This window comes from Enterobacter sp. JBIWA008, from assembly GCF_019968765.1.
Classification (GTDB): domain Bacteria; phylum Pseudomonadota; class Gammaproteobacteria; order Enterobacterales; family Enterobacteriaceae; genus Enterobacter.
Window position 1 is genome coordinate 65,545 of record NZ_CP074151.1, and the last position, 22,611, is coordinate 88,155.

The 22,611-nt window shown below is 47.6% G+C and carries 22 protein-coding genes and 1 pseudogene; 6 read left to right on the forward strand and 17 right to left on the reverse strand.

Translation table 11 applies throughout. The features are described from left to right. Window positions 1-723: 723 nt before the first annotated feature. Window positions 724-2,076, reverse strand: a pseudogene (locus tag KGP24_RS24800) (hypothetical protein); the annotation flags it as partial. A 46-nt stretch (window positions 2,077-2,122) separates the two neighbouring features. On the opposite strand from KGP24_RS24800, the gene KGP24_RS24250 reads away from it, so the two are divergent. Continuing rightward, entirely contained in the window at window positions 2,123-2,515 is a 393-nt protein-coding gene (locus tag KGP24_RS24250) for a hypothetical protein (protein ID WP_223563627.1), read from the forward strand. Continuing rightward, complete coding sequence (locus tag KGP24_RS24255) at window positions 2,512-3,129, forward strand: Shedu immune nuclease family protein (RefSeq protein WP_223563628.1); 618 nt, start codon at window positions 2,512-2,514, stop codon at window positions 3,127-3,129. The genes KGP24_RS24250 and KGP24_RS24255 overlap by 4 nt, the downstream gene beginning before the upstream one ends. A 22-nt stretch (window positions 3,130-3,151) precedes the next feature. On the opposite strand, the gene KGP24_RS24260 is transcribed toward KGP24_RS24255, so the two are convergent. From KGP24_RS24260 to KGP24_RS24290, 7 genes are all read right to left on the reverse strand, one after another. After that, window positions 3,152-3,682 carry a single-stranded DNA-binding protein gene (locus KGP24_RS24260; protein WP_223563629.1) on the reverse strand — a complete coding sequence of 177 codons (531 nt, stop codon included), beginning with the start codon at window positions 3,680-3,682 and terminating at the stop codon, window positions 3,152-3,154. Window positions 3,683-3,723: 41 nt separating this feature from the next. Continuing rightward, the gene (locus KGP24_RS24265; protein WP_223563630.1) at window positions 3,724-4,098 is read right to left on the reverse strand and encodes a hypothetical protein; all 375 of its coding nucleotides are present in this window, start codon (window positions 4,096-4,098) and stop codon (window positions 3,724-3,726) included. Then, window positions 4,098-6,032, reverse strand: coding sequence for a head protein (locus KGP24_RS24270; protein ID WP_223563631.1), 1,935 nt, complete (start codon window positions 6,030-6,032; stop codon window positions 4,098-4,100). The genes KGP24_RS24265 and KGP24_RS24270 overlap by 1 nt, the downstream gene beginning before the upstream one ends. Further along, window positions 6,029-6,646, reverse strand: a complete 618-nt coding sequence (locus KGP24_RS24275) for a hypothetical protein (RefSeq protein WP_223563632.1) — start codon at window positions 6,644-6,646, stop codon at window positions 6,029-6,031. Before KGP24_RS24275 ends, KGP24_RS24270 begins: the two co-directional genes overlap by 4 nt. Further along, on the reverse strand, window positions 6,633-7,082 hold the full coding sequence (locus tag KGP24_RS24280; protein ID WP_223563633.1) for a lysis protein: 450 nt from the start codon (window positions 7,080-7,082) through the stop codon (window positions 6,633-6,635). The genes KGP24_RS24275 and KGP24_RS24280 overlap by 14 nt, the downstream gene beginning before the upstream one ends. Further along, window positions 7,072-7,398: a holin gene (locus tag KGP24_RS24285; RefSeq protein WP_126336412.1), complete on the reverse strand. Its 327-nt coding sequence runs from the start codon at window positions 7,396-7,398 to the stop codon at window positions 7,072-7,074. The genes KGP24_RS24280 and KGP24_RS24285 overlap by 11 nt, the downstream gene beginning before the upstream one ends. A 212-nt stretch (window positions 7,399-7,610) precedes the next feature. Next, window positions 7,611-8,246, reverse strand: coding sequence for a recombinase family protein (locus KGP24_RS24290; protein ID WP_282454311.1), 636 nt, complete (start codon window positions 8,244-8,246; stop codon window positions 7,611-7,613). A 99-nt stretch (window positions 8,247-8,345) separates the two neighbouring features. On the opposite strand from KGP24_RS24290, the gene KGP24_RS24295 reads away from it, so the two are divergent. Together KGP24_RS24295 and KGP24_RS24300 are read left to right on the forward strand one after the other, a co-directional pair. Continuing rightward, entirely contained in the window at window positions 8,346-8,765 is a 420-nt protein-coding gene (locus tag KGP24_RS24295) for a phage tail protein (RefSeq protein ID WP_223563634.1), read from the forward strand. After that, window positions 8,765-9,364 (forward strand): tail fiber assembly protein, encoded by a 600-nt coding sequence (locus tag KGP24_RS24300; protein WP_223563635.1) that lies wholly within the window; start codon window positions 8,765-8,767, stop codon window positions 9,362-9,364. Before KGP24_RS24295 ends, KGP24_RS24300 begins: the two co-directional genes overlap by 1 nt. On the opposite strand, the gene KGP24_RS24305 is transcribed toward KGP24_RS24300, so the two are convergent. Further along, a complete protein-coding gene (locus KGP24_RS24305) occupies window positions 9,336-9,950 on the reverse strand; it encodes a tail fiber assembly protein (RefSeq protein WP_223563636.1) in 615 nt (204 codons plus the stop codon). The two genes, KGP24_RS24300 and KGP24_RS24305, sit on opposite strands and share 29 nt — an antisense overlap. Next, window positions 9,950-10,369: a phage tail protein gene (locus KGP24_RS24310; RefSeq protein WP_223563679.1), complete on the reverse strand. Its 420-nt coding sequence runs from the start codon at window positions 10,367-10,369 to the stop codon at window positions 9,950-9,952. Before KGP24_RS24310 ends, KGP24_RS24305 begins: the two co-directional genes overlap by 1 nt. A 533-nt stretch (window positions 10,370-10,902) precedes the next feature. Here KGP24_RS24310 and KGP24_RS24315 point away from each other — a divergent pair. Together KGP24_RS24315 and KGP24_RS24320 are read left to right on the forward strand one after the other, a co-directional pair. Beyond that, on the forward strand, window positions 10,903-11,160 hold the full coding sequence (locus tag KGP24_RS24315; RefSeq protein WP_223563637.1) for a hypothetical protein: 258 nt from the start codon (window positions 10,903-10,905) through the stop codon (window positions 11,158-11,160). Window positions 11,161-11,344: 184 nt separating this feature from the next. Then, complete coding sequence (locus KGP24_RS24320) at window positions 11,345-11,818, forward strand: tail fiber assembly protein (protein ID WP_223563638.1); 474 nt, start codon at window positions 11,345-11,347, stop codon at window positions 11,816-11,818. A gap of 47 nt (window positions 11,819-11,865) precedes the next feature. Here KGP24_RS24320 and KGP24_RS24325 read toward each other — a convergent pair whose 3' ends face one another. The 7 genes from KGP24_RS24325 to KGP24_RS24355 form a co-directional block, all read right to left on the reverse strand. Then, the gene (locus KGP24_RS24325) at window positions 11,866-13,224 is read right to left on the reverse strand and encodes a hypothetical protein (protein ID WP_223563639.1); all 1,359 of its coding nucleotides are present in this window, start codon (window positions 13,222-13,224) and stop codon (window positions 11,866-11,868) included. A gap of 2 nt (window positions 13,225-13,226) precedes the next feature. Next, entirely contained in the window at window positions 13,227-13,676 is a 450-nt protein-coding gene (locus KGP24_RS24330) for a phage tail protein (protein ID WP_223563640.1), read from the reverse strand. 103 nt (window positions 13,677-13,779) lie between these two features. After that, window positions 13,780-15,582, reverse strand: a complete 1,803-nt coding sequence (locus KGP24_RS24335; RefSeq protein ID WP_223563641.1) for a hypothetical protein — start codon at window positions 15,580-15,582, stop codon at window positions 13,780-13,782. Window positions 15,583-15,591: 9 nt separating this feature from the next. Then, on the reverse strand, window positions 15,592-17,028 hold the full coding sequence (locus tag KGP24_RS24340; protein ID WP_223563642.1) for a baseplate protein: 1,437 nt from the start codon (window positions 17,026-17,028) through the stop codon (window positions 15,592-15,594). Next, window positions 17,025-17,396 carry a hypothetical protein gene (locus KGP24_RS24345; RefSeq protein ID WP_223563643.1) on the reverse strand — a complete coding sequence of 124 codons (372 nt, stop codon included), beginning with the start codon at window positions 17,394-17,396 and terminating at the stop codon, window positions 17,025-17,027. The genes KGP24_RS24340 and KGP24_RS24345 overlap by 4 nt, the downstream gene beginning before the upstream one ends. Before the next feature lie 2 nt (window positions 17,397-17,398). After that, window positions 17,399-21,277, reverse strand: coding sequence for a transglycosylase (locus KGP24_RS24350; RefSeq protein WP_223563644.1), 3,879 nt, complete (start codon window positions 21,275-21,277; stop codon window positions 17,399-17,401). Window positions 21,278-21,429: 152 nt separating this feature from the next. Next, on the reverse strand, window positions 21,430-22,251 hold the full coding sequence (locus KGP24_RS24355) for a hypothetical protein (RefSeq protein ID WP_223563645.1): 822 nt from the start codon (window positions 22,249-22,251) through the stop codon (window positions 21,430-21,432). Window positions 22,252-22,611 lie beyond the last annotated feature (360 nt).

The window sequence follows — 22,611 nt, forward strand, 5'->3', positions numbered from 1 at the left end:
CTTTAGACTGTTCAGGGCGGAAATATAGCCGTCTGCGATAACATTGATATCGATATCTTTACTCAGCCCCACTCTTTCCAGTACAGCCTTACCGGATTCCATTACTCCGCTAATGTCAGAAAGCATTTTCTTGGCTAACTTCTCTGCATTTTGGATCGCTGCTACCAGTTGTTGCACTGTTTTGGCACTACTCATTTTTTTCGTGAAGCTGGCCAACAATGATTTTTTAAGATTTGGGGGTAATTTTTGGTTCGTCGCGAACCATTTAATGCAAGATTCTTGTACTTCTGGCCAGCTAATTTCACTAGGGACAAGGTTCTCAAGTTGATGCAAATTTCTTATTACTCTTTCAGTATTGCCTCCATTTTGTGCTGCATCATTAAGATACTCTATCGCGTAGTGGATGTTTCGCGGGTCAACCAAAGAAGGGGCCGCATGACCATCTTCGATCGCTGTTTTCAGCGCGCTGCTGTAAAACATGCTTTTATCAACTGAACTGATCATTGCCCGCACTACACCATCGCTATAGCCATTGTTACTTATCCATTCTCGGACGGTGTTGTAATTGAAGAAACGAAGCTTGAAACCAAGGTCTTTGACGTTTTGCTCGCCACTGTGCACATTACTTTTAATCTGCTCACTGAGCCGCACAATCCTGACCAGCTCACTAACATCGGAAGCACGGGAAATAAGATCCGAAATATAAGGGTCCACTTCCCCGGGGGCGCTTTCAAACATAGCGAAGTTCAGTCCCTTTCCCTCCCCGAACTCTGACTCAATTTCCTCGGAAACCGCCGCCAGCACGCTTCGCAGATCAACCTCGCCGCCGCCAAACATATCACCCAAAGCCTGCAGCTGGTGCGTCAACTCGTCATTAATTTTCTGCGCGAGTTTTTTGAACGCAGCTCCCATGCGTTTTGCACTTCGGTTATTGGTGACAATGAAAAGCGCCAGCGCCTCAGCTTCGAGAGTGCTTTCACCAAACAATCCTCGCTGGGCAATAACCTCTTCGAGCGCTTGGCCATTATCCTTTGCCTCTCTGACCAGATTTATTGCTTCCTGTAGCGCAGCGATAGCTTGCTTGTCCAGGCCATCAATGGTTTCGATGCCGTCCACCAGCCCGGTCACAGCGCCATGGTGGATGTCACCAGATAATGACTGCATTTGTGCAAAATCGCTGGCCGCCGTGTTAAGCGCGGTCAGAATATTACGCATCTCCGGATCGGGTTCTTCAGCAATAAGTCGAACAAGGCGCTCATCTTTGTAGGCTTTGGCAAAAATCGCGTTTTGCACACGATCAATAAGTTGCTTCGTCGGGCGCCCATCGGTAGTTAGAAGGCCTGCCGTCGCCGTGTCACCTATTTCACGTAAAAATGCCCGGATAAAACCATCATTTGAGCGCGCCAAAAGGTTTCCATCTTCTGAAGGATTAAACAGCGCCATCACGCTTTCTGAAAGGAATTGAGCATCTGCATAAGCTTTCTCGCTTGCGGCCATTTCCTGGAGATCAGAGATATTGGAGTCTCGCGCGAACTGGGCGCGGTCAACTTCGGTTACACGCTCACGCACCAGCACGGGCATTTCCATAGCAGATACGTCGGACGGTTTTAAGCCAAACTCTGCGGCATGGTCGATCAGGTACTGGCGATAGTCATTTGCCTGGCCTTGCTGGTATGCACGCCAGATCCCCATAGACCGGCCGTTACCCGATTCCACAACGTTATCAGGGCCAACAATCGGCGCACCGTGACTACTCATCCCAGAGTCGGTTAGTTGAGCAGGACGCAAACTGGACGCGATCTTGCTTACCTGGAGTTTGCTCGATAAGCGAGTACGGTCGCGGGGCTGAAGCTCTGCAGGAAAATCAGGGTTAATAGTGCCATCCAGGTTGTTCGAGATAGTCAATGCTGTTGCCTCGACAACTTTGAAAGCGGTCTTAACCTCGGCTCCTTTGCTCGTTACCACGTAACTAGCCCGGCCGGTGCGGGTTTCTTGGATGGATAAAGACGCCAACACAGCAATAACGCCTTCGATGTCTGTCGCCGCTGACAACGCGGTTTGTACGGAAATGGTCATAAAATCCCCCTTGTCAGAGGGATTGTGGGGAGTATGGTATTTGTAGGTGAAAAAGCGAAAAGATTATGTGAAATGTTCATGTGCGCTTAAAATTCAGCGATTAACAACAGCCTTATCCTTGAAAAGCGAGCAAGGTATGAAAACTGAGATTGAAAGACGAGCGATGCTTGCATTGAAAACATTGCCTAAAAAAACTCAGCGTGAAGCTGAAAGAGCGATTGGTGAACTTGAATTCTTAGTTAACATACAAGGTATGGTCTCTAAGGATGAGGTCGCTAGATTGCCTAACGTGAGGTTATTGGGTTCTGGCTCGTATCGAAATGTATACTCTTACGGGAGAAAAGACACAAGAATCACAATAGTTTTTTCAATTGATAACGCTGATAGTACAATTTCCATTGCGGACATAGCTCTCCCTGAACAATTGGAGGGAGAATGAAATTACTGCAGAATCACAAATACTCTAAAGCTGCTGCAAAACAACAATTGGCTGCCTATACCGCATTGCTCTCTCAAAAATCAACTCTCTCTGAACAAAGGGACGTGCTTCCATTTTTTAAAAAGAGCCCTGATTTAAATCTGCTGATTTGCTATCACTTACCTAAGATGAGGACAGCTGACTGCTTCGCGACTGAATTCGATATTTATGGCGACTTCAAGGCTGATCTGATAGTTGGTTGCAAAGCAACAAACAGTTATTTATTGGTTGAGTTTGAAGATGGCGCTCCTGATAGCATCTTTAAAAAGAAATCGGGAAAATCCACCCCAGATTGGTCAAGAAGGTTTGAAGGTGCGCATTCTCAACTAATGGACTGGCTGTGGAAGCTAGATGATATGCGTCAAACAAATGATTTTAGGAACACCTTTGGAAATAGTTCTGCAAAATTCTCAGGAATCATTATTACTGGAAAAGACATGAACTTAGACAATCAGGAATTAGAACGTCTAGAGTGGAGAACCAGTAAAACCTCTGTAGCTCACTCCGATATTCTTTGTGTATCTTTTGATGAGCTTCTGGATAACTTCAAACATTATATTTCCATATATAAATAAGCCCCTGTGAAGGGGCTTTACTTTATAAAGCATAGATACGGTGTTTTCCGTACTGAAGTCCGATTGTTGCAAATGGAATATCATCATCAAAATCTATCGGTGGCTCATTGCCTTGAGCCGGGGACGCCTGGCCGCCGCTGCGAGGTTGGTTCGATGGCCCCCACCCGCCCTGCTGGCCACCGCCGTTCTGAGCTCCACCAGCTTGCCGTCCACCAAGCATCTGCATGGTACCACCAACATTTACTACGACTTCAGTTGTGTACTTTTCCGCACCAGATTGATCTGTCCATTTGCGGGTACGCAGCTGCCCTTCAATAAAGACTTGTGAGCCTTTACGCAGGTATTCACCGGCTACCTCTGCCAGCTTTCCAAACAGTACAACACGATGCCACTCAGTCTGTTCCTTCATCTCCCCGGTCTGCTTATCACGCCAGCTCTCAGAGGTGGCCAAAGTGAAGTTGGCAACCGCACCTCCATTCGGCATATAACGCATCTCAGGATCGGAGCCCAGATTTCCGACCAAAATTACCTTGTTAACTCCACGACTAGCCATGCTAATTCACTCGTTTTAAGAGGGCATTAAGCCCTCTATGTTCAGTCTGTATACCCGTTTTGGGCCACCCATAAGGCCGTTTGCTCTTTGGCCTGATCCAGCGTTAAGTGCTGGCCGATGTATTCTGCAATTGCGCGCAGCGTATCGATGAACTCCATCTGCGACACTTTTGTGAACACTCCCGCCAAGAAGTCTTTAACGACCCGAGGAGCATCTTCAGGTTCCGGAGGGAGTTTTGGGGCGGGCACTTCTTCGGACCTGGGTTCTGCTGCTGCACCTAGGCCAAGCTTGATCATCACTTCAACAATATGCTTGCCGATCGTCATGCGCTGCATAACTGACGCGGATTTTTGCTCCTGCATTAATCCGGACAGCTCTTTACCCAGTGCCAGGCGTTCCATGATAGACAATGCCATTAAGCAACTCCCTGCTGAACTTCAGCCAATATCTTAATCAGGTGATCCACAGCTGCTTCGACTAACGTCTCGTTTTCATCGAAACGACTTGCTGCTATGAGCGCGTTAGCAGCCTCCTGGACGTGATCCAACTCTGCGCTGATTTCCGCCAGGTTACGGGAATTAAACTGTGATGGTACGGACTTGATATAGTCCAGTGCCTTGTTGGCTTCCTGATCGGCTTCGCTCACTTCTTCCGTACCTGTTGTGGTTGTTTCCGCTGGCCCATTTTCCACCGGGGGTTGCTCCGGTGGCACATCTTCACTGGTGCCATTGTTCACATCAGCTTCAGCAACTTTTTTCAGCTCGGCCAGTACGTTCAATAGGAAGAAATTCTGCTCATTTCCAAGCGGATATGCAACGGTCGGGAAGGCTTTGCGGAAAAACAGCTTAACTTGGGCTTTGAAGGTTGCAGGGTCTTCTTCCGACTGTTCCAGATATTGCGCAGCGTACTCTTTCATGCGGCCATTGGCGATCTGCTCCGCGAGAGACTGCAGTTCATCACCGCCGGGAAGATACAGGAGATCAAACCCTTTGACCTCTTCATCGGTCAGCTTGCGGTTATACGTAACAGCACCATGACGCATGTAATCGTAATATGGCTCGTCAACGTTTTCCGGGCGAGGCAGGATGGCAGTATTACCATCGGGTATAGTGCCAAGCGAAGCGGGGCGCAGTTGCAACGCGTATTTGAATTGTCCAACGCCGTCAGATTCCGGTTGTGGTTGCGGTTGCGGTTCCTGCTCAGGCTCAGAAAGAGGTTCGACCGGCTGCACCACCACTTTATATTTTTCAGCGTTATGTTCGCGATACGCTTTTAAAAGCTTGGTAGCGGCATCTGCCATACTTTTCCCCTGCATATCTTTAGCTTGAAGACTGTAGCTTTCATCACCGCTATCGATGGTGACAAAACTTTCTGGCCCACCAGCCGCATCAACAGTTTTATATTTCACAACGGCCCCATTACTGAGCGTGTACACACCATCCATACTTAAGCCGTTTTTGATAGAACGGAGCTGATTGGTGAAGGCACGATCAGGAGTCGGATTTTCTTTTGCCGCAAGCAGCTTATTACGCTTATCTTCGAGCTCTGCATTAAGATTCTTTTGGCTTAGCAGACGCTCTTGTAAAGACGCCAGGGCGTCACGTTTTTCTGCCAGACCATTTTGAGCGTTCTCCACCTGTTCTATTAGAGTAGAACGCTCATCTCCCAGCTTATCGGCCTCACTTAGGTAGCCTTCAATATCGGCCTTTATTTGAGCCTGCCGTTCTTTAGCCTTCTGAAATTTTGCGCTGTTACGCTCAATGAGGTTCGAAAGTACCTGGCATACCTGATTAAGGGTTACATCGCGGCCGCCAATGGGCGCAACAACATGCGTGACGTCCCTTTTATTCAGCAGAAACTGGAAGGCTACAAGCGTATCGTCGTTTTTAACCCGTCCGTTATCAGCTGTAGGGGAATGGAAAATAATGCTGGTGGTTTGCCCGTCGGTGAGGGGGATCTGCGCAGTCATAACAGGAATATTAGCAACACGTCTTACTTTGCCAATAATAGCACCACCTATCGTTGGCAAACCATTGTCATCCTCTCCCGCTTCATCGGTTCCAGCTTTGATGTCCGTCCCGTTGAGTCCACGATTAAGTACACGAATAAACGCACGCATGGTAGCAGCGAGTTTTAAGCGCTTCGTTGTGATCGCTTCAAACATCGCGCCATCGCTCTCTGCCAGGATTTCATTACCCAAATAGGCAAGTTCAATATCCTCAAGCGTAGCGGCCTCTAATAACAGATCATCTTCGCTTAACGGTTCAGCGCTCCAACGAGCCGGTAAATTCGTAGATAATGACTCAGCGAACGTGGTCTGAGTGTTTATATGGATTGGCTTCTTGATCACGCGACTTCCTCCAGTTGGGCAATTTCTTCTTTCAGTTGCCGGGTACGGGCTGTTTCCTGGTTCAGAGCAGCTTTAACCTTTTCAGCTTCGGTCATCGCATTATCGGTATTGGTCTGAACCACCCCTAGGCGAGTCTTAACCTGCTGGATATCGTCGCTTACAGCATCTCGCTTTGCCTTGGCGTCTGCCAGTTGCTGCGCGTTGGATTTAATGCCTAGTGACTTCTTATCGCTACCATTGAGGTTTTTCTTGGCAGCACGAGCCATTTTTCGCGCAAGTGCTTTTTGAAAAGCGGTAGCGCCGCGTTTGAATAGCGCTGAAAGGGATTGTGCCAGGGCAGAAATCGATTTTACTGGCTGATAGGGCGATGTTTTGCCGTTTACTTTGATGCCGGAAATATCGCCTGTATCGTTAACCTGGACATCTATCACCTGTTCGTCTAGGCCGATCAATGTAAAGGTTCGCGTAGCGATACCATCTTTCTTTCGCGATTTTCCCGCTGGGATAACTTTAGCGACTTCATAGCCAGCCTTCGCCATCGCTTTAGTCAGCTTGGTCAGGCCTTTCTCGTTGAGCTCTTCAAATTTGAGCTGGACGTATTCACCCTTCGACATTCAGGCGGCCCTCTGGATCGATGTTAATTGTGTACTGTTTTTCCATCACATTTGACAGTGGAAATATGCGATATAACGGATTTAAACGGCAGTTACCGTTAAAAATACGTACCTTCAGATCCCACCGACCGCTTTCAAGGTAGCGAGTGTTTATCAATAAAAACTCCTCCCTACTCCCCCGGCGCGAGACATCGAGAGGGCGCGTTTTTCCAGTGATAACAACCATTGGATTGTTTAAATCTTGAAGGCTGTATTCAATATGGGCATCGCTTATCCAACTGCGCCTGATATCCAGTAGGATCGGGAAGGCGAGTGCATACGGTTTAACAGCTGCGGCCCCGATACTGATAATCAGGGCGCTTTTACGACGTATAGCGAATCGGTCAAAAAGAGCCAAACCAAACATAAAGATTAAAAAATAATGCTCACTTCCCATGAGTTTCCCCACCTTTGTTACTGCCCATCATTGCCGTAAGCACAGTGATGAACTTCGTTTTTATTGCGGTTGATACCTCCCGGCCATTGTTGCTGGCAACCAGCACTGCAATGAACATAAGGCTATCTTCCCACCCCTGATTTCTGGCGACGTAAAAACCTGTTACGCCAGCGATAAGCGCCATCACCCACTCCGTTATCAGATTGAAAAACGAAGCCGGTATGCGCTTTTCACGCACTCCATGAAGGAACACGCCAGTGCCGCTTAACAGGGACAGGAGTAAAGCCAGAAACAGAGTTTCGTAGTTGGCGAACACGTACCCTCCTGAAATGACGTTAGAACGCAGAAGGGAACTTATTTAGTCTGTAATTTGTATGGGTAGGAAATGATTCATGGGTAGAAGAATAAGGGCTATGAAACGCTTGAAGACAGGGACTTATGAGCATCAAAAAATGGGCCCAAGCGCGGAGCTAAAGGCCCTAGCGATGGGCTTCATAGTTAAGAGGAAAGTTAACTGAACGGCCCAGGCTATAACTTAAGGGCCTTCTCCCAATCAGTTTTTTCTTCAAAATAGGCCTGATCAGCTTCATTATCATCATCCATAACCTGTTCCATCATAGATGCAGGAAATTTCCTATAGAGGGTCGATACACCAACGTCATAGATGATTGCCACTTGGTTCCTGGTTAATCCATTACGGATTAAGCGCCCCATTTGTTGCCATTCATCGTAAGAGTATTTTGGAGGCCTCCCGCCAATACGCCCTTTTTTTCTTGCTGCAGCCAAGCCTGCTCGGGTTCGCTCAATGATGATTTCCCTTTCCATTTCAGCAAGTGCTGACATGATGTGGAAAGTAAACCGCCCCATACTCGTGTTGGTGTTAATCCCCTCCGTTATGGAGAGAAATTTCACATCCATTTTTTTAAATGTTTGCAATAGATCGGCCAGATTGATCAAGGAGCGGCCCAAGCGATCAAGTTTCCAAACTACAACCGTGTCACCAGGTTTAAGGGATTTGAGTAATTTGTTCAGGCCCGGGCGCTTTGCTTTAACTCCGGTCATTTTATCTTCAAAAATTAGTTCACATTTTGCTCGTTCAATTGCATCACGCTGTAATTCAGGATTTTGGTCATTTGTTGACACCCTAACATAGCCAATTCGCATAACTTTTAACCAATTAAATACCCTTTAAAATGTGACTGATTGTAAACAAGAATCGGCAAGCATTTCATTCAAAACGTTGGTTTAGGAGAAGGTTCAGCTTTGCCTGTTGGCGTTCCCATTCCCTGGCCGTCTGCAACTCTCCCGGCCGGGTATTTGAAATGTAACGGAGCACAATTTTCATTAGGACAGTATCCGAAGCTGTCTATAGCTTATCCCTCCGGCACGCTTCCTGATTTACGGGGCGTCTTTATTCGTGGCTGGGATGATGGGCGCGGGCTGGATAGTGGGCGGGCTATTCTTTCGTATGCTGCAGATAAAATGAGGAAACATACCCATGGATTTTTATTTGGTAATGGCGATGGAAATCAAACCCCTGCCGTACATGAACAATCAAGGAAAGCAGCAGCAACAACTTATTATGCGGTTTCGGGAAGTAGTGGCGTGTATTTAACTGAAGAGGGGCAAAATGAAACAGCGCCTTGCAACATCGCATTCAATTACATCGTGAGGGCTGCATAATGTCTAAGGCGGAATTAAACAGCGATCATATTGCCGTGGTGGCCGGTGATATTACTGTATTTAACTATGACGGATTGACGCGCGAATATATTTCATCATCAGTAGAGTTTTTACACGTAGGCGTAGGCATTCCGGCTAATTCGTGTGTAGATGCGCCTAGCAAAATAAAAGACGGCTTTACCGTTTGCAGAACGAACGATAACAAAGCCTGGGAAGACGTTGCCGATCATCGCGGTGAGACGGTATACAGCACAAAGACCGGTGAGAAAATTACCATCAATGCACCGGGTGATTATCCACAGGACACCACTGCACAGACGCCATCTACGCCATATGATAAATGGAATGGCAGCAAATGGGTAACCGATACGCAAGCGCAACATGCTGCTGATGTGGCGGAGGCTGAAAGGCAAAAAAACGCGTTACTCTCAGAGGCGGCGGGGATTATTGCCCCGCTGGCAGATGCTCAGGCTGGAGGGTACATTGACGACGCAGATATGCCGCGCCTTGCTGAGTGGCAGCGGTACCGTTACAAACTGAGTAAAGTCGATACAAGTACCGCGCCTGAAATTACCCTTCCGCCGAAGCCGGAGGTATAGGCCAGCTGATATCTGGTGCGCTGGAAGGGTTTGTATCTTCCAGCGCATCAAGATAGTCCAACCACAGATTATACTGTGTCAGTTCTTCTACCTTCATACGCCCAATAGCTGCTTTACCGGGCCATTGTTTACTATTGATGTAATCATTGGCTTTATCGATTCTGGACTGTTTTTCAGTTTCAGCACTGGCGACATCTGCTAAATGTCGGGCATTCAAATCTGTAACCCACTGGCTGCCATCCCATTTATCGTATGGTGTGGCTGGAGCATGGGGAGTTGTTTTCTCTGGGTAATCTCCTAGCATAGTAATGGTAAAGGGTTCGCCGGTTTCAGTGTTATACACCGTTTCACCACGGTGATTCATGACATATTCCCACGCGGTAATATTGGCTGTCCGGCAAATGACAAAGCCTTCTTTTTTATTTCCCGGCGCGTCAATGCATGAGTTAGCGGGAATCCCCACACCAACAGGCAAAGTCTCCACTGATTCGGATAGATATTCGCGCGTCAATCCGTCATAGTTAAATACAGTAATATCACCGGCTACAACGGCGATATGTTCACTGTTTAATTTTGCCATCAACATTATGCAGCCCTCACAATGTAATTGAACGCAATGTTACGTGGGCGAGCGCCAAATGATGACTTTTGCCCTGTAATAGAAGAAATAATTCCAGCGGTACTAATATGTGACCATGACGGGCTATTATCGACAACGCTATCGAAATCACTCACTGCAATATAAGCAGTTCCATCAGTATAACCGCCAACAAACATCCCAATCCCGGAGCCAAACTGAGCTGTCAGCACCCCCCTTCCGCTATCTATCCCTCTGCCATCATCCCAGCCACGGATAAACTCAGCGCGAAGATCTGGCAGTTTGAGGGCAGGATAGGCAAGCGCCAGTTTCGGATATTGGGAAGCCGTGAACGCTGCTCCGTTGCATTTGAGCCACCCTGCCGGTGGTGTTGCTGATGGCCATGGTACGGGTGTACCAACTGGCAGCGCGGAGCCTTCCCCTAAACCAACGTTAAGCGCGTATGTTTTTTAATCACTGTATACGTTGGTTTAGGAGAGGGTGCAAAACTGCCCGCCGCAACAGGTACGCTTGCCACCTCTGGATGGATCACCCTGCCCTTGGGCGGAGGACGGAAATTAATAATTCAATGGGGGAGAGTAGGAATTGATTATGCTGCTGACCACGGTTCGTATGTTGTTCTAGGCGGTAGAGTAAATAGATATACAGGGGAGGGAACATTCCCGATTACTTTCCCAAATGCACTACTTATAGTTAATGCAGCAAGTAATGATGTAGTAAATACACACATTGCAAGCATTTACGCTGACTCCGCAAATCATTTTACGTGGTCATATCACTCTACAACTGCCTATGCTGAGGGTGGAAGTGGAGGGAATACTTTTAGCTGGTTGGCTATAGGGTATTAAACGTTGGTTTAGGGGGAGCTAAATACGTAACCAGTCGAGGAAGCAACGCAAATGGAGCCTGGGTAATATGGTCGGATGGAGCCATTGAGGTAATGGGGTATGGTGTAATCCTTGATAACGGCCTGGCAACGGTTAATTACCCAATCGCGCTACCAGGTATAAGCCGCTATATCAGCATTGCCGAACGCCTTTCTGCCGATCCTGGAACTGGGCCCAACTATGCTCATTCATCAATGATCATTGATGCCTTAACAACAAATGTTGGTTTCAAAGCTCGTTGCACAATGGCCGCAACGGGTGCCCCATCAAATAATGGTTTTTCGTGGAGAGTTTATTATGCGCCTGTTTAATCCGTTCACGATGACAGAGGTTATCCGATCCGAAAAAAACAATCATGATAAGGAGTATTTCAAAAGTAAATAATGGTGTGACGCGCCTGTTTGCGCCAAGTAGAAAGTGAATAGGTAAACAACGAATTTTATGCACCTATTTCACATAGTTCATAGCATTGAATCTTCATGTGAGAGGGCAAATATGGAATACTTTTACAGCGCTTCGACAAATGCTTTTTATCCAGCGGCTTTGTTGGACAGTTACAAACAGGCTGGAACTCTACCTGATGACATCCAATCAGTAGTGGAGGAAGTTTTCATTGAATTTACCGCAACACCACTAGGTATGCGACGAGTGCCTAATCAGGAGGGTTTCCCCATGTGGGAGGCCATACCTGCAGTAGTGCTGACTCAGGACGAGATAAAAAGTAAAGCAAGAAAGTTGCGTGATAGCTTCATATCCGCAACCGATAGCATGCTCGTTTCAGACTACACCATTAACGATACCGAGCTCACCGTGGATGAAAGGGAGGAGCTAATGAGCGTCAGGCTCACTTTCAAGAAATGGCCAACAATTGATGGCTGGCCTGATATAGCATTACCTGACATTCCTCAATGGTTATTGGTTGAGGCGGTTAATAATGGGTACAGAGTATACAGCTGGCCTGAAGAGTAAAATCATAATATAAAGCACCATATGACATGGTGCTTTTAACTAACGTTTTATCTTCCGATTGCAAGTACGCAAGTAGTTGCGCCAAAAAAGCTTTGGCCTGAATGTGCTTGAACCAATAACGAGGCTCCCTTCAAGCTTATTCTTTCCACGCTTCTAATGGCTTGTACATATGATATAGGACCGGGAAAAGCAACATACACAACCGTTGGAAATGGCACTGGAAAATTAAACTCCGTAACATCAATATCAAGCCCGCCGGTTGTGTTTGAACCGCCAACCAACCTGACCCACTGGATAATTAGTCCGTTCGGAAAAGTCATCCAGCCGTTGTGGTTACTATTGCTGGCAAAATTGGACATATCAGGGAGTTGGTTTAAGCCGGTGCCAACTCCCCGCTTTGCGGCCTCTCCTAAACCAAGGTATTCGAGAATACCAGCAACCGTTTTGCCAGAAAGGTCTGTGAGGGTTTGGTTAAGCGGCTGCTTACCTTCGAGGGCCTTTTTCATAGTAGATGCAAACTGGGGATCATTATTCAGCGCAGCAGCAAACTCACTTAGAGTATCGAGGCCCTCGGGAGTTGAATTACCTACCAGAGCCGAAATCGCCGCCTTAACGAAAGCGGTGGTGGCTATCTGTGTGTTATTTACCGTTTGGGCAGCTGTAGGAGCCTTAGGTGTCCCGGTTAACGTCGGGCTCGCCAATGGGGCCTTAAGGTCTAGTGCCTTATCAATTGTCTGCGCGAAATTACCATCATTGTTTATCGCTGCGGCTAACTGAGCCAGTGTAGAGAGGGCTTCCGGCACTCCCTCCCCAGACAGGAAGGAAATCGCTTTTTTAATAGCGAGGGAGTTCGCAGCGACCCCTTCTTCTTCGCTATCAAGTTCTGCGCTTAACTGAAGCCCCAAGCTGCGAAATACACGGAAAGACGTGTCTATCATTTCCGAAGTAATCTGCGTTGCCCCCTCCGGTACCGCAACCCGGCACAACTCTATTTGGCCGTCTTTTAGTTGCTGAGCCCTAATAGTAACAATCTCAGCTGCATTAACAGTCGATTCGTCCGTTACTTGGCTCGTTTTCACACCAAACTTATAAAATGCCTGCAACGCGATAATCGTTGTCTGGCCAGCAGGGATGTCGACGTCAATATCTAAAATTTGCTGCACTGACAACTGGACGTTATCAATATCAACAGACGCAGCACCACCTTCATTGCCCGAGGTCACGGTAACCTTCAGACCGGTGCCAGGCACGACATTAAAACCTGAATAGATTCCAGGCTTAATAATATTTTTAAATTTCCGGTTTAATGCTGTTGAGGTGTAGGCCTCGTAAAACTGTACGTCTGTGATCAGGCTCTTACGAGAATCTGCGGCCAGAAGGCTCACACCACTAATAGATCCGCTCATACTCAGCTCCCTGCCTGCTCAATCATCATGATGATTGAGTAATTCTTTCCCTGGTATACAGTATCTTGCTGAGTAGCAAGCACGGCGATGGCTTTGTCTTCTGCGTCCAATAGCACGAGTGTATTGAAGTCGTAAACAGTGTCTTCCTCAAGGCTGTCTTGAGGCAACACGGCATTAAGCGTGATGATGTTCCCCTGAACTGACCGCACAAGTTCAGATTTCGCGAAGTTGGTAGTCATGTCTTCCAGCACGAAGTCAGTTGGGATATCAGAGATATTCCAACCACCAGCCTCATTCACCGAAACCAGCGTCGATTTGCCCCAGCATGCCGTTTTGATTTCAAAGCGTTGGCCGTTACCGATCGCAGACTCCGCGCGGCGTGAGTAGTAGTAATCGAGTAATTGCGCTTTATAAAGCGTACCGCTAGTACGAGCGGCGAGAACATCAGCCATTTAAATCCCCTCAAAATGCACTGAGAGGAGTTCGAGCCCTTGAGTGGAATCAAACTCCGCAAGTGGTAGTCTGCGGAGTTTGTTGAGTTTGTGAAATTGAGCGTTAGGCGCTAGAACCCATCAGGTAATTTATTTTCCTGATAGTCTTTCTCCAGCTGCCTGCAGGCTCCTGTATGAGCACATGTTCGCTATCAACTGGGAATAGGATCGTCGCTAGGTCACCATTTGCATATTCGATAATACAACCATGTAATCCAAGCGTTGACACGTATAACCCCACAACACCGGCAAACTCTCCGGTATCAGAAATCACCTGCTCAAAAATACGCGGATCAAGAATTTTTTCACCCGGGATGATGGCTGGAACGATGTGGGTGTGGCCTATTGGCCACGCATCAAGCGGTAAGGTATCGAGTGTCAACGAAACTGCACCCAGCTCCCGTGGAACGCCATTAAATTGTTGTCCACTCACCCCAGTAAAGCTCCTGCCCTGCACCAGATGGGAATTATCATCATCCAACCTATAATGAACCTGCGAACTGACGTCAGCGTTTATAATCCCCTCATCCACGGCGGTAAAAATCGGTTCAACGCTGGCTGACACATCACTTTGAAGAAAGTCGTCAGCGGCTTCGCTAACAATAAACACATCTGAACTTTCACCGCCCATCATCGATATGGCTATAAGAGCATCATTAAAATCGGCGTGATCATGCTCTGACCTGATTTGACCTAGCGTTATCTCGTTAAGCCTTTCGTATACTGATGCACTCTGACGTATCTCATCAGCACACTGCAAATAGTTAATTTGACGAATCTCATCCCTCCAGTTACCGGCCAGAGGTTGCAAGATCACCTCATCAACGAAGCCGGGAAATCCGTACCGGACGACTCGACTATCTGCATACTCGACAATACAGCCGTACTGGCCAAGAGTTTTGAGCATCAAGCGAGACTCTCCTTGGCTATATGTGAATAAAACAGTGGAATCAACCGTGAAATCGCGCCCGGACATATCCTGGGTATACAATCGCCCATCGCCCTCTTCTCTTTCAGGGATTATTGGTGGAATAATTGCTGTCATACCTAAGGGCCAAGCATCAAGCGGCATGCCATCAAAGCAAATAGGTATCATATCCAGAGAGCGCTTAAGGCTTTTTATAACGCGATTTTCATTGAATGAAATGTTAGTTCTTACACCAACAGCGTCGGTCTTATCGCCGAAATCAAAGCTATGATTGAAACTCATTTGAGTGTCAAAAAATACAAGATTTTCCTTTTTCTCTATCGCTTTAAATACTAGCTGCAACGTTAAGCCGTCATAAACAATATGCAGTGGAATAAGAGGAACTATGATTTTGGTAAAGTCAGACTGAAAACGCCTTATGCTCGCATTAATATCGTCAGCACCGTAAAGCTCATATAATTTATTGAGATTAAGTACAACTCGACCACGGGAAGTAAGGAAAAAATCCCCATAACTAGCGGTGGCTGACTCAACTTCTTGTGCTGTTGCCAAATACGATCCGTAAGGGGTTTTAACGATGTCAGTGGGCGCGTACAACGGCTCCCAAGATACAGGCATCTCTCCGAACTCACGCCAAAGGGTCTGCTCGATTGGCCGAGTAGTACCTTTGAAATGCACCTCATCGAGACGCTGGGTAAGAAGCATGGGCCGCCGGGCTCTGTCTTCCTCTGCGATTATGAAGAAACGACCATATTCCGAAATCCGTGTATCCATATCTTCACTATCCATGGTGAAAAAGGATTTGCGATTACTGATTCGCGTCAGGACCGGTTCGACAGTTTCATTCCACATGTCCTGCATCTTTTCAGTAAACGCAGCCCATAATTTTGAGCTGCGCTTAGCTGGTGTTAACTGCTCTTTCAGCCAATTTTCTTTCACAGTTTTACCCTACGGATAGCTGATTGATTCGAAGTCAGACGACTCAACATTGAGATAAACAAAGTCATTCATCAATACGGCGTCACTCATATCAATCGCCTCAACATCATAGGAAATAAATAACCCTGTATCCTCGATAACACGCCAAATATCTTTAACCTTTACCTGAGCGTAATATTGTTGCTGTGAATCATCCTCACTTTGAAGTAATTTGCTAAATGATGGCGAATCTTTCCCAAAGTTATTCTCTAACGCCTCCTTCAGATCCTTGCGGGCGTCATCAATAAGAACGCTTTTTTTGGCTGTTCCGCTGAACTTGATAGTGAATGGTTTTTCGTTTGTCGGCACATATTCGAAGTGCTTGTTTAGCTCGTTAGGAATGGGGGCCAGTGCTTCAAGAATCTCTGAAGCTAGCTTTTCCTGCGATACACCCGGTTTATGCCCACAGAAGAAGATACGGTTAATATTACGTACATCAAAACCGGTTATGCTCTCTTGAACAGCCTCTCCCCAGACGTTCAGCCAAGAGGTGCCACTAACTGCACCTTGCACAAAATGACGATAGTCGCCACCCCATACAACCTGCTCATCAAAGGGAACGTAGTATTGCGCACGATTTCTTGTTTCTTCGGTTGATTCCATACCGCCGCCGCCGGAGATAACAGAATCAGTTACGATTTCGAGGACGTCCGCATATTTAGCGATATTACCGGCGGCTTCAAGCTTCTGTCCCTGAGCAAGGGTGTAATCCCCCAGACTTGCCAGAATATCGAGCCGAACCTGGCAACCAGCTGGTGGCATCATTCCCATGGAGCCATCACCGAACCGTACCCCTAGCTGCTCTGTAGGTTTATATACCAGCGCATAGTGTTTACTATCACTGCGTGACATACGGAATAGTGGGTTACGAGTCCATACCTGCTCCTCGTCTCCATTCACAATGACAACTGACAACTCTGAAACTTCAGCCGTAATATCCCGAGTAAGCAGTAAAGTTAGGAATGGTTTTTCTTCTGCAATATCGAAGCTAACACTGATCGCTTCTTGCTGCTTGACTGGCACGCCATAGACAGTTTCGCCGGGACCAATTGTCACGGTGTTATCACATGATAATGGGGTTTGATCCGATGTGAGAATTTCCCCGCCAGAGGGCAGAATTATGATTTCAGAAGATTTATTTTTGATTGATACCGTGCCATGAGATGCCTCAACAAAACGCCCTACATATCCACGATCTTCCGCTGCGGCGAGGATACTAGATCGACGTGTTGCAGTCGTGATAAACCCTTCAACCAGTGCCCTGCTTGCGTAGGTCTGAGCAATATATATAACCTGCGCGCCTAGGACGGCCATCATCTGCGCAAACTGACTGTTAACGAACCTCGACCACCAACTGTTTTCGCTCAGTTTGGCGTTAAATTTCTCTAAAACCTCGGAGATACTCACGATTCCTCCTGCTTTTTCTTCATGATCACACTCGTTCCACCACCATGGGCAAAAAAGCTGATTTGTAATTCGTCCATGCTCAGAGCCTCACAACGAATTGACTCGATGTTTAAGCCCGGCAAATCCTCTCCCAGCTTCGTTACCAACCTACCTTCGATGGCCACCTCTACTAAGTGACTAGTTTCCGAGCCGATAGGCTCATGCTTGAACTCCTCCATAGGACTCCCCCAATGCGGCAGCCCATAAACGCTCCCGGAGGGAGTGCGTAGCCATTCGTGTAGCCGGGCCATCCATACATCTTTTTGCCCCTTTGCAATGACGATTCCGTTCTCGTCCACGCTTAGAAGCGCGTCCACCTCATAAAACATGCTCAATCCTCCAGCAGAACATCCAGTGATGGATCACTAATTGTGGTGCTGGCACGTTCTCTTGGCTGCGGCTGGGCCGTTTTAACCACTTTGTCAGGATCACCTTTGCTTCCGCTCTTGGTGGCTCCCAGGATGTCCTTGAGAACGCTGTACACACCGTCCAGCGTTTTCAACATAGCCGGATCGTTATTTATGTTGTCAGTGGTTAAAGTTTGTCGAACGCCGCTTCGGGCCAGGTCAGTTACCGTTGGCAGTTGCTGGGGCATACTGAGGAAAGGTTCTTGTCTCTTAGGCTGCGCGCCGAAAAGCGTACTATTCAGTCCACTTGCATTTGAACTGACAGTGGATGCAACTGACTGAATCCCACCGTCGAGCAATTTTCCCGCCTTTTGGGTTAAAGGACTCACAGCTCGCGCTATGTCAGAATTTCCCCCTGTAACCTGAGACATGAGATCGTTAACAACCCCGCCGCCGCTAATACCTCCAATCACTCGCGATACATGTTCACCAGCTGTCGGTAAAATGGCAGATCCTATGTTCTTTAAGCCTTCAACGGATGATTCAAAGAGCGATGGACTTCCACCCTCTCCTTGTTCGATGACTTTGTAACCGTTGTTATAAACAGGGATTCCTCGCTCGTTTAGCGGCGGGTTTTGATCATCTTGACTGGCGGTACCTAACAGGTCGATATCTGCCCTTTTGCCTGTGTCCTGGCGGGCACTAGGTCGTTTTACTTGCTGAAGAGCCGCCAGAGGTGCGGCCGGAGTAAAGCCAACCTTTTTTCCTGTCCAGTCCTGAACTTTGGCGCTGATCTGTTTATCCAGCTCACGGGATTTCGCTATCGCAGCCTGGATAGCTTCAGGTGTATTGGCCGACATCAACCCAGTCATAGCAGATGTGGAAGAAGCGCCTAAATCTCCTATGGTAGACATCAAGCCATCTTGCGGTACCTTAGTGGCGGCTGTCTCTTCGGTGAGAAGTCCTGCGGGTGTAGCTGTAAGTGCCTTAGCTGAATGCTGTTGTGCCAGTTTAAATGCCGTTTCGTTCGACACATTTGGCTTTGGAGATAATACGTGCGTTGGTACTGGCTTCTTCACTGATTGCGCGCGTTGCGCGACTTCTGAGTCGGTAATTGGCGTTTTAAAAGACACAGCATTTTTTTGTGGTGCCAGTGCTGTGCCAGTGGAGTTAGCCAATTTCACCTTACTACCGAAGCTGTATTGGGAATCTGCCGCAATAGCCTGCTCGCCGTTAGCAGTCCGAGCGGCATTTATCTTCGTTAGCGATTCGTTAGAGAACTTGCCTTCCCACTTACCAGTATCCCTGTTGAATGTTCCCAGAGCGTCTTTGATGTACCCATCGTTGACTGCCGGATTTCCGCCCTCTTTCGTCGCAATGGCGCGAACGAGGCGGGTCATCACTTCAGGGTCGGAAGCGTCGATCTTTTCGTTAGGGGATACGCCCAGATAATCACAGACGTTTTTGATGTACTGATTCGTGTTATTTTCGTTCGGCGGAGCCCATTTAGAAATAATGCTCGATACTGTCTGAAGTTTCTCGTAGCCAGCAGCCTTGCTGGTACCCTCGTAGTAACTGGATACCTGATTTGCTAATCCACGAATGCCCTCTTCAGGCGTGTTGAATTTGGCGAAACGCTGTTCACCATTCGAATTAGCGGCTTCCAGGCTCGCGCCTTCTTGGTTTGCAAATACCAGGTTACCCGGGTTGTTGTTGCGAAAATTACGGTTCTTAGCGTTGCTTCCACCAATATTTAGATCAGCTGCGATGTTATTGGCCGCTGGTGCCGTGAATTCAGCTTTTGATGTGTAACCATGCTCACCGACACCATCTTCGCCAAACTGTCCCCCTTGTAACTGCCCTTTTAACCCTTCGATCGCAGAAACAGTTTTTCGAGTGCCATCTTCGATGGAGGTCTTGAGTTGTTTGGTACTGTCCTCATCTGACCTGAAGCCTGATTTAACCTTATCGACAACGTTGGCCGCTGCCCCAAACGCTAAGTTTTTAGCCCCCGAAAATATCGATTGGGCGAAGTCCATTCCGCCCTCTAACCCACGTGCGATAGAGTCAGTTCCGACAGACTGAAGTTTATCCCCTGTTCCACTTAGACCAACTGCTGAAAGTCCTTGGCCAACAAGATTTGTGGCACCAGTTAACAGCCCGCCCATATCCAACACGTTTGCACCGGCATAAGCGGTTTTCTGTTTAGTAGATACCTCTTTGCCTTCGGCTACCCCGAAAGCCTCCCGTTGGGCATCCTCATCGTTAAAGCCCTCTACCGCGTCATAACCAGCAAGAAGCGCAGTGCCGACACCAGGAATAAAGCGCAAAGCACCCTTGGCTGCAGCCTTTGCTCCCATTTTGGCTGCAGCATGTTCGGTTTCTCTTAACGCCACTGAGCCAGTCACTTTCCCGGCCTGCTTAGTTGCTGCTGTTTCTACACTTTTTTCGGCTGCGATTCCGGTGGCGCTGCCTGCTTGCTTGGCTACAGCGGCTTCGGTCCCTTTGGCGGTGACTTGAGCAGCTGCCTTACTTTCTTTCAGTATTGGTTTTGCGGTATTGGCTGCTGTGTTTGCTCCCTTGGAACTTAGTGCGCCCGCCCCTGTCACTGCACCGATTGTTGCTGCTGTACCGGCTGCAACCTTTGCACCGACACTGCTGAAAATTTTACCTATGCGTCCAAACCGACCTTTAGGTTTAGTGCCACGCGTTTTTCTGGTGGACTTCTCAATAGAATCAGGGCGTTCACCTCGATTATTCCCGCGACCAGTTGAACCTCCACCAGCGCGGCGTTTTGTACCCCTTCGACCGCCAGGCCAACGATTTCTGAAGAAGTCAGGCATATTGAAACTGCCACCGGAAGACATAGACTTTCTGAGCTTAATTATCTCGTCTTCTACGTCCTCAAGCGTTCCGATAATACGATCATCATTACTTGATAGGGCCTTGGTCTGCTCCTGGATCACTTTGACCGATTGGGAAGCTTGGTTTTCTGCAAAAATTTTAGAAGAGTTAACTTTACCCAGCTCTGGAGCAGAAATTGGCTTTGCCTGAGCTGGTGGATAACTCAGAGCTTCCGACTGAGTGCTCGATGTAACTTTTGAGGATTTTTTACCGACGTCTTTTTTGTCACCATTTAGCTCATCAACCCACTTTTTGAGCGAGATAGCTTTCCCACCAGTCTCTTTAGCTAACTCCACTACACCACTGGCTGCCATCCATAAAGGACCACCGACTCCCACTCCGGCCGCGTCCGTAACATCGCTGCCTTCTGCTTTATCATGCTTATCATCGAGGCCAATTATTGAACCGAGCCTTCTCAAAAAACCTTCTTGAAGCTTGGCGGTAGCGCTGTTTTGCTTCTTACGGTTGTTGTTCTCAGCTATCTCGGATTGCTTATTTTCCGAGATAAAGCGGCCTTTCCCGTCACGTTGCGTTATTTTTGGGGATGAGTTGGCTGTGGTGTCATTATGTATTCTTTGAATGTTCTGCCGGTATGATCTCTTTAGAGTTACAGAGTTCTTCAGATTTTTTTCCGCTGGCTCTGATGTCTGATTGTTTTGTAAAACGTTACCGAGATCAGACACCAGTTTAGGCTTACGTCGTGCTTTTTTGGGCATTCGGGAAACATAGACATTCTCATGCTGCAGCGCTATTCCAGAGACATCATTTGTGACTACCGGTGCCTGTTTATTTATATGTGAAAGCCTACGTGTAACGCGCCCCTGATTTTCGCCAGCGCCCGCTACTAAGGTGCCTTTAGCGGTTATGGCGTTTTTAATATCGGCCAGTGCTTTGAGCTCGTTAGCGCTGGCATCCTCGATTGCGCTAATGATAGCGATCCGATCTTGCTGTTTATCCAAAACATCCTCCCCTGCGCAGCTGCCTGAGCTATCTATTTTTCACGGCCTGAGCCTTATATTTCTGTTCCAGCGCTTTGCTCATATGGATGGCTCGCCACTGAGAAAGGCGCTCTACGTCTCCCACCGGCTGATATCCATAAAGAGCAAGGTTGTTAATGATGGTTAGCCATCCATTCAGGTCTAATTGATGGGATAAACTCTCGATTGAGAAATGGGACGTACAGCGTCGTGGTAACGTCTGCACCCTCCTTTGCGTTTTTGCATTTTTGCGGAGGTAGGATTAGACGGCTTGTACCATGTTCTATCGACATGAGTAGCCCATGGCGCAGGTCGCGCTGCATGAGCTGTATACGCGCTACGAGGGGTGTAAATTCGGTTTCTAAAGCCATAGCTTCGATCATTTCGAATCGTCTATTTGCTGCTTCGGTAAAGTCTTCTGGGTCATCGTCGAGAGCTGTGCATAAAGCAAGTTCAGCTATGCGAAACCGAGACATTCCGGCACTGTAGTCTGGATCTTTCATATCTGGTAGAGAGGCGCGCATTCGTTCGAGCATATGAGCACCACGACCAGTGAGTGGTTTTAAAGTCCACTGAGTTGGTTTTCCATTCACCGGAACCTGTGTTTTTACGTGAGGCTCTACGGTCAGCAGTTCAACTGTTTCAGCCAACTGGTTTAGGTCAATATCTGCATTATGAGAGCTGTTGCAATGGCGGCACTCATAGGAATATGTCATTACTGGATCTGGGCGCGAGTTAACAAAGATCCACCACAGTGCGGTTCGACGGTCTTGAATGGTCCATTCAGCACTGTCGCTGATCGGAGGCTCCTGCATGGAGTTAAGGTATTCTGTTGTTGTAACCTCATCTTCACTTGGATTGAAATCGCTGTATTTGATTGCGTCTTTCACCGTTGGAGCATGAAATTTAACCTCAATTTGAGGTTTGGATGGTAATGGGAAGCTTGGGATATTCAATGTACTCTCCGGTCGGGTTTCTTATGACCAGGCGAGCATATTCAGTGTGTGATTTTTAACGATAATGCACTCAAATAGATAACCTTTAAAGTTATCCACTGGATAGATCCAATAATAAGATCCTACATAGATCCTAATATTACCAAACAGATCCCGGCATGCTTCAGGCCGCGCCAGCTCTGGCTTGAAAGGCCATCAGGATGTGTGCTGGCGGGAGTTTCATGTGTGCTGTTGGGATAAAAATGTGCGCTGGAGGGTTGTAAATGTGTGCTGGCGGGTTATAGGATGTGTGCTGACGGGAACCGGCGGTAAGTTGTCCAATGCCGATAAACTTATCCACATAACTATGGTAAAACATTG

What these genes read in the sequence shown, in the direction of transcription:
- KGP24_RS24255 (WP_223563628.1), top strand. Translation starts at nt 2,512, where the DNA reads ATGAAATTACTGCAGAATCACAAATACTCTAAAGCTGCTGCAAAACAA.
- KGP24_RS24260 (WP_223563629.1), bottom strand. Translation starts at nt 3,682, where the DNA reads ATGGCTAGTCGTGGAGTTAACAAGGTAATTTTGGTCGGAAATCTGGGC.
- KGP24_RS24265 (WP_223563630.1), bottom strand. Translation starts at nt 4,098, where the DNA reads ATGGCATTGTCTATCATGGAACGCCTGGCACTGGGTAAAGAGCTGTCC.
- KGP24_RS24275 (WP_223563632.1), bottom strand. Translation starts at nt 6,646, where the DNA reads ATGTCGAAGGGTGAATACGTCCAGCTCAAATTTGAAGAGCTCAACGAG.
- KGP24_RS24280 (WP_223563633.1), bottom strand. Translation starts at nt 7,082, where the DNA reads ATGGGAAGTGAGCATTATTTTTTAATCTTTATGTTTGGTTTGGCTCTT.
- KGP24_RS24290 (WP_282454311.1), bottom strand. Translation starts at nt 8,246, where the DNA reads ATGCGAATTGGCTATGTTAGGGTGTCAACAAATGACCAAAATCCTGAA.
- KGP24_RS24300 (WP_223563635.1), top strand. Translation starts at nt 8,765, where the DNA reads ATGTCTAAGGCGGAATTAAACAGCGATCATATTGCCGTGGTGGCCGGT.
- KGP24_RS24305 (WP_223563636.1), bottom strand. Translation starts at nt 9,950, where the DNA reads ATGTTGATGGCAAAATTAAACAGTGAACATATCGCCGTTGTAGCCGGT.
- KGP24_RS24315 (WP_223563637.1), top strand. Translation starts at nt 10,903, where the DNA reads ATGGGGTATGGTGTAATCCTTGATAACGGCCTGGCAACGGTTAATTAC.
- KGP24_RS24320 (WP_223563638.1), top strand. Translation starts at nt 11,345, where the DNA reads ATGGAATACTTTTACAGCGCTTCGACAAATGCTTTTTATCCAGCGGCT.
- KGP24_RS24325 (WP_223563639.1), bottom strand. Translation starts at nt 13,224, where the DNA reads ATGAGCGGATCTATTAGTGGTGTGAGCCTTCTGGCCGCAGATTCTCGT.
- KGP24_RS24330 (WP_223563640.1), bottom strand. Translation starts at nt 13,676, where the DNA reads ATGGCTGATGTTCTCGCCGCTCGTACTAGCGGTACGCTTTATAAAGCG.
- KGP24_RS24345 (WP_223563643.1), bottom strand. Translation starts at nt 17,396, where the DNA reads ATGTTTTATGAGGTGGACGCGCTTCTAAGCGTGGACGAGAACGGAATC.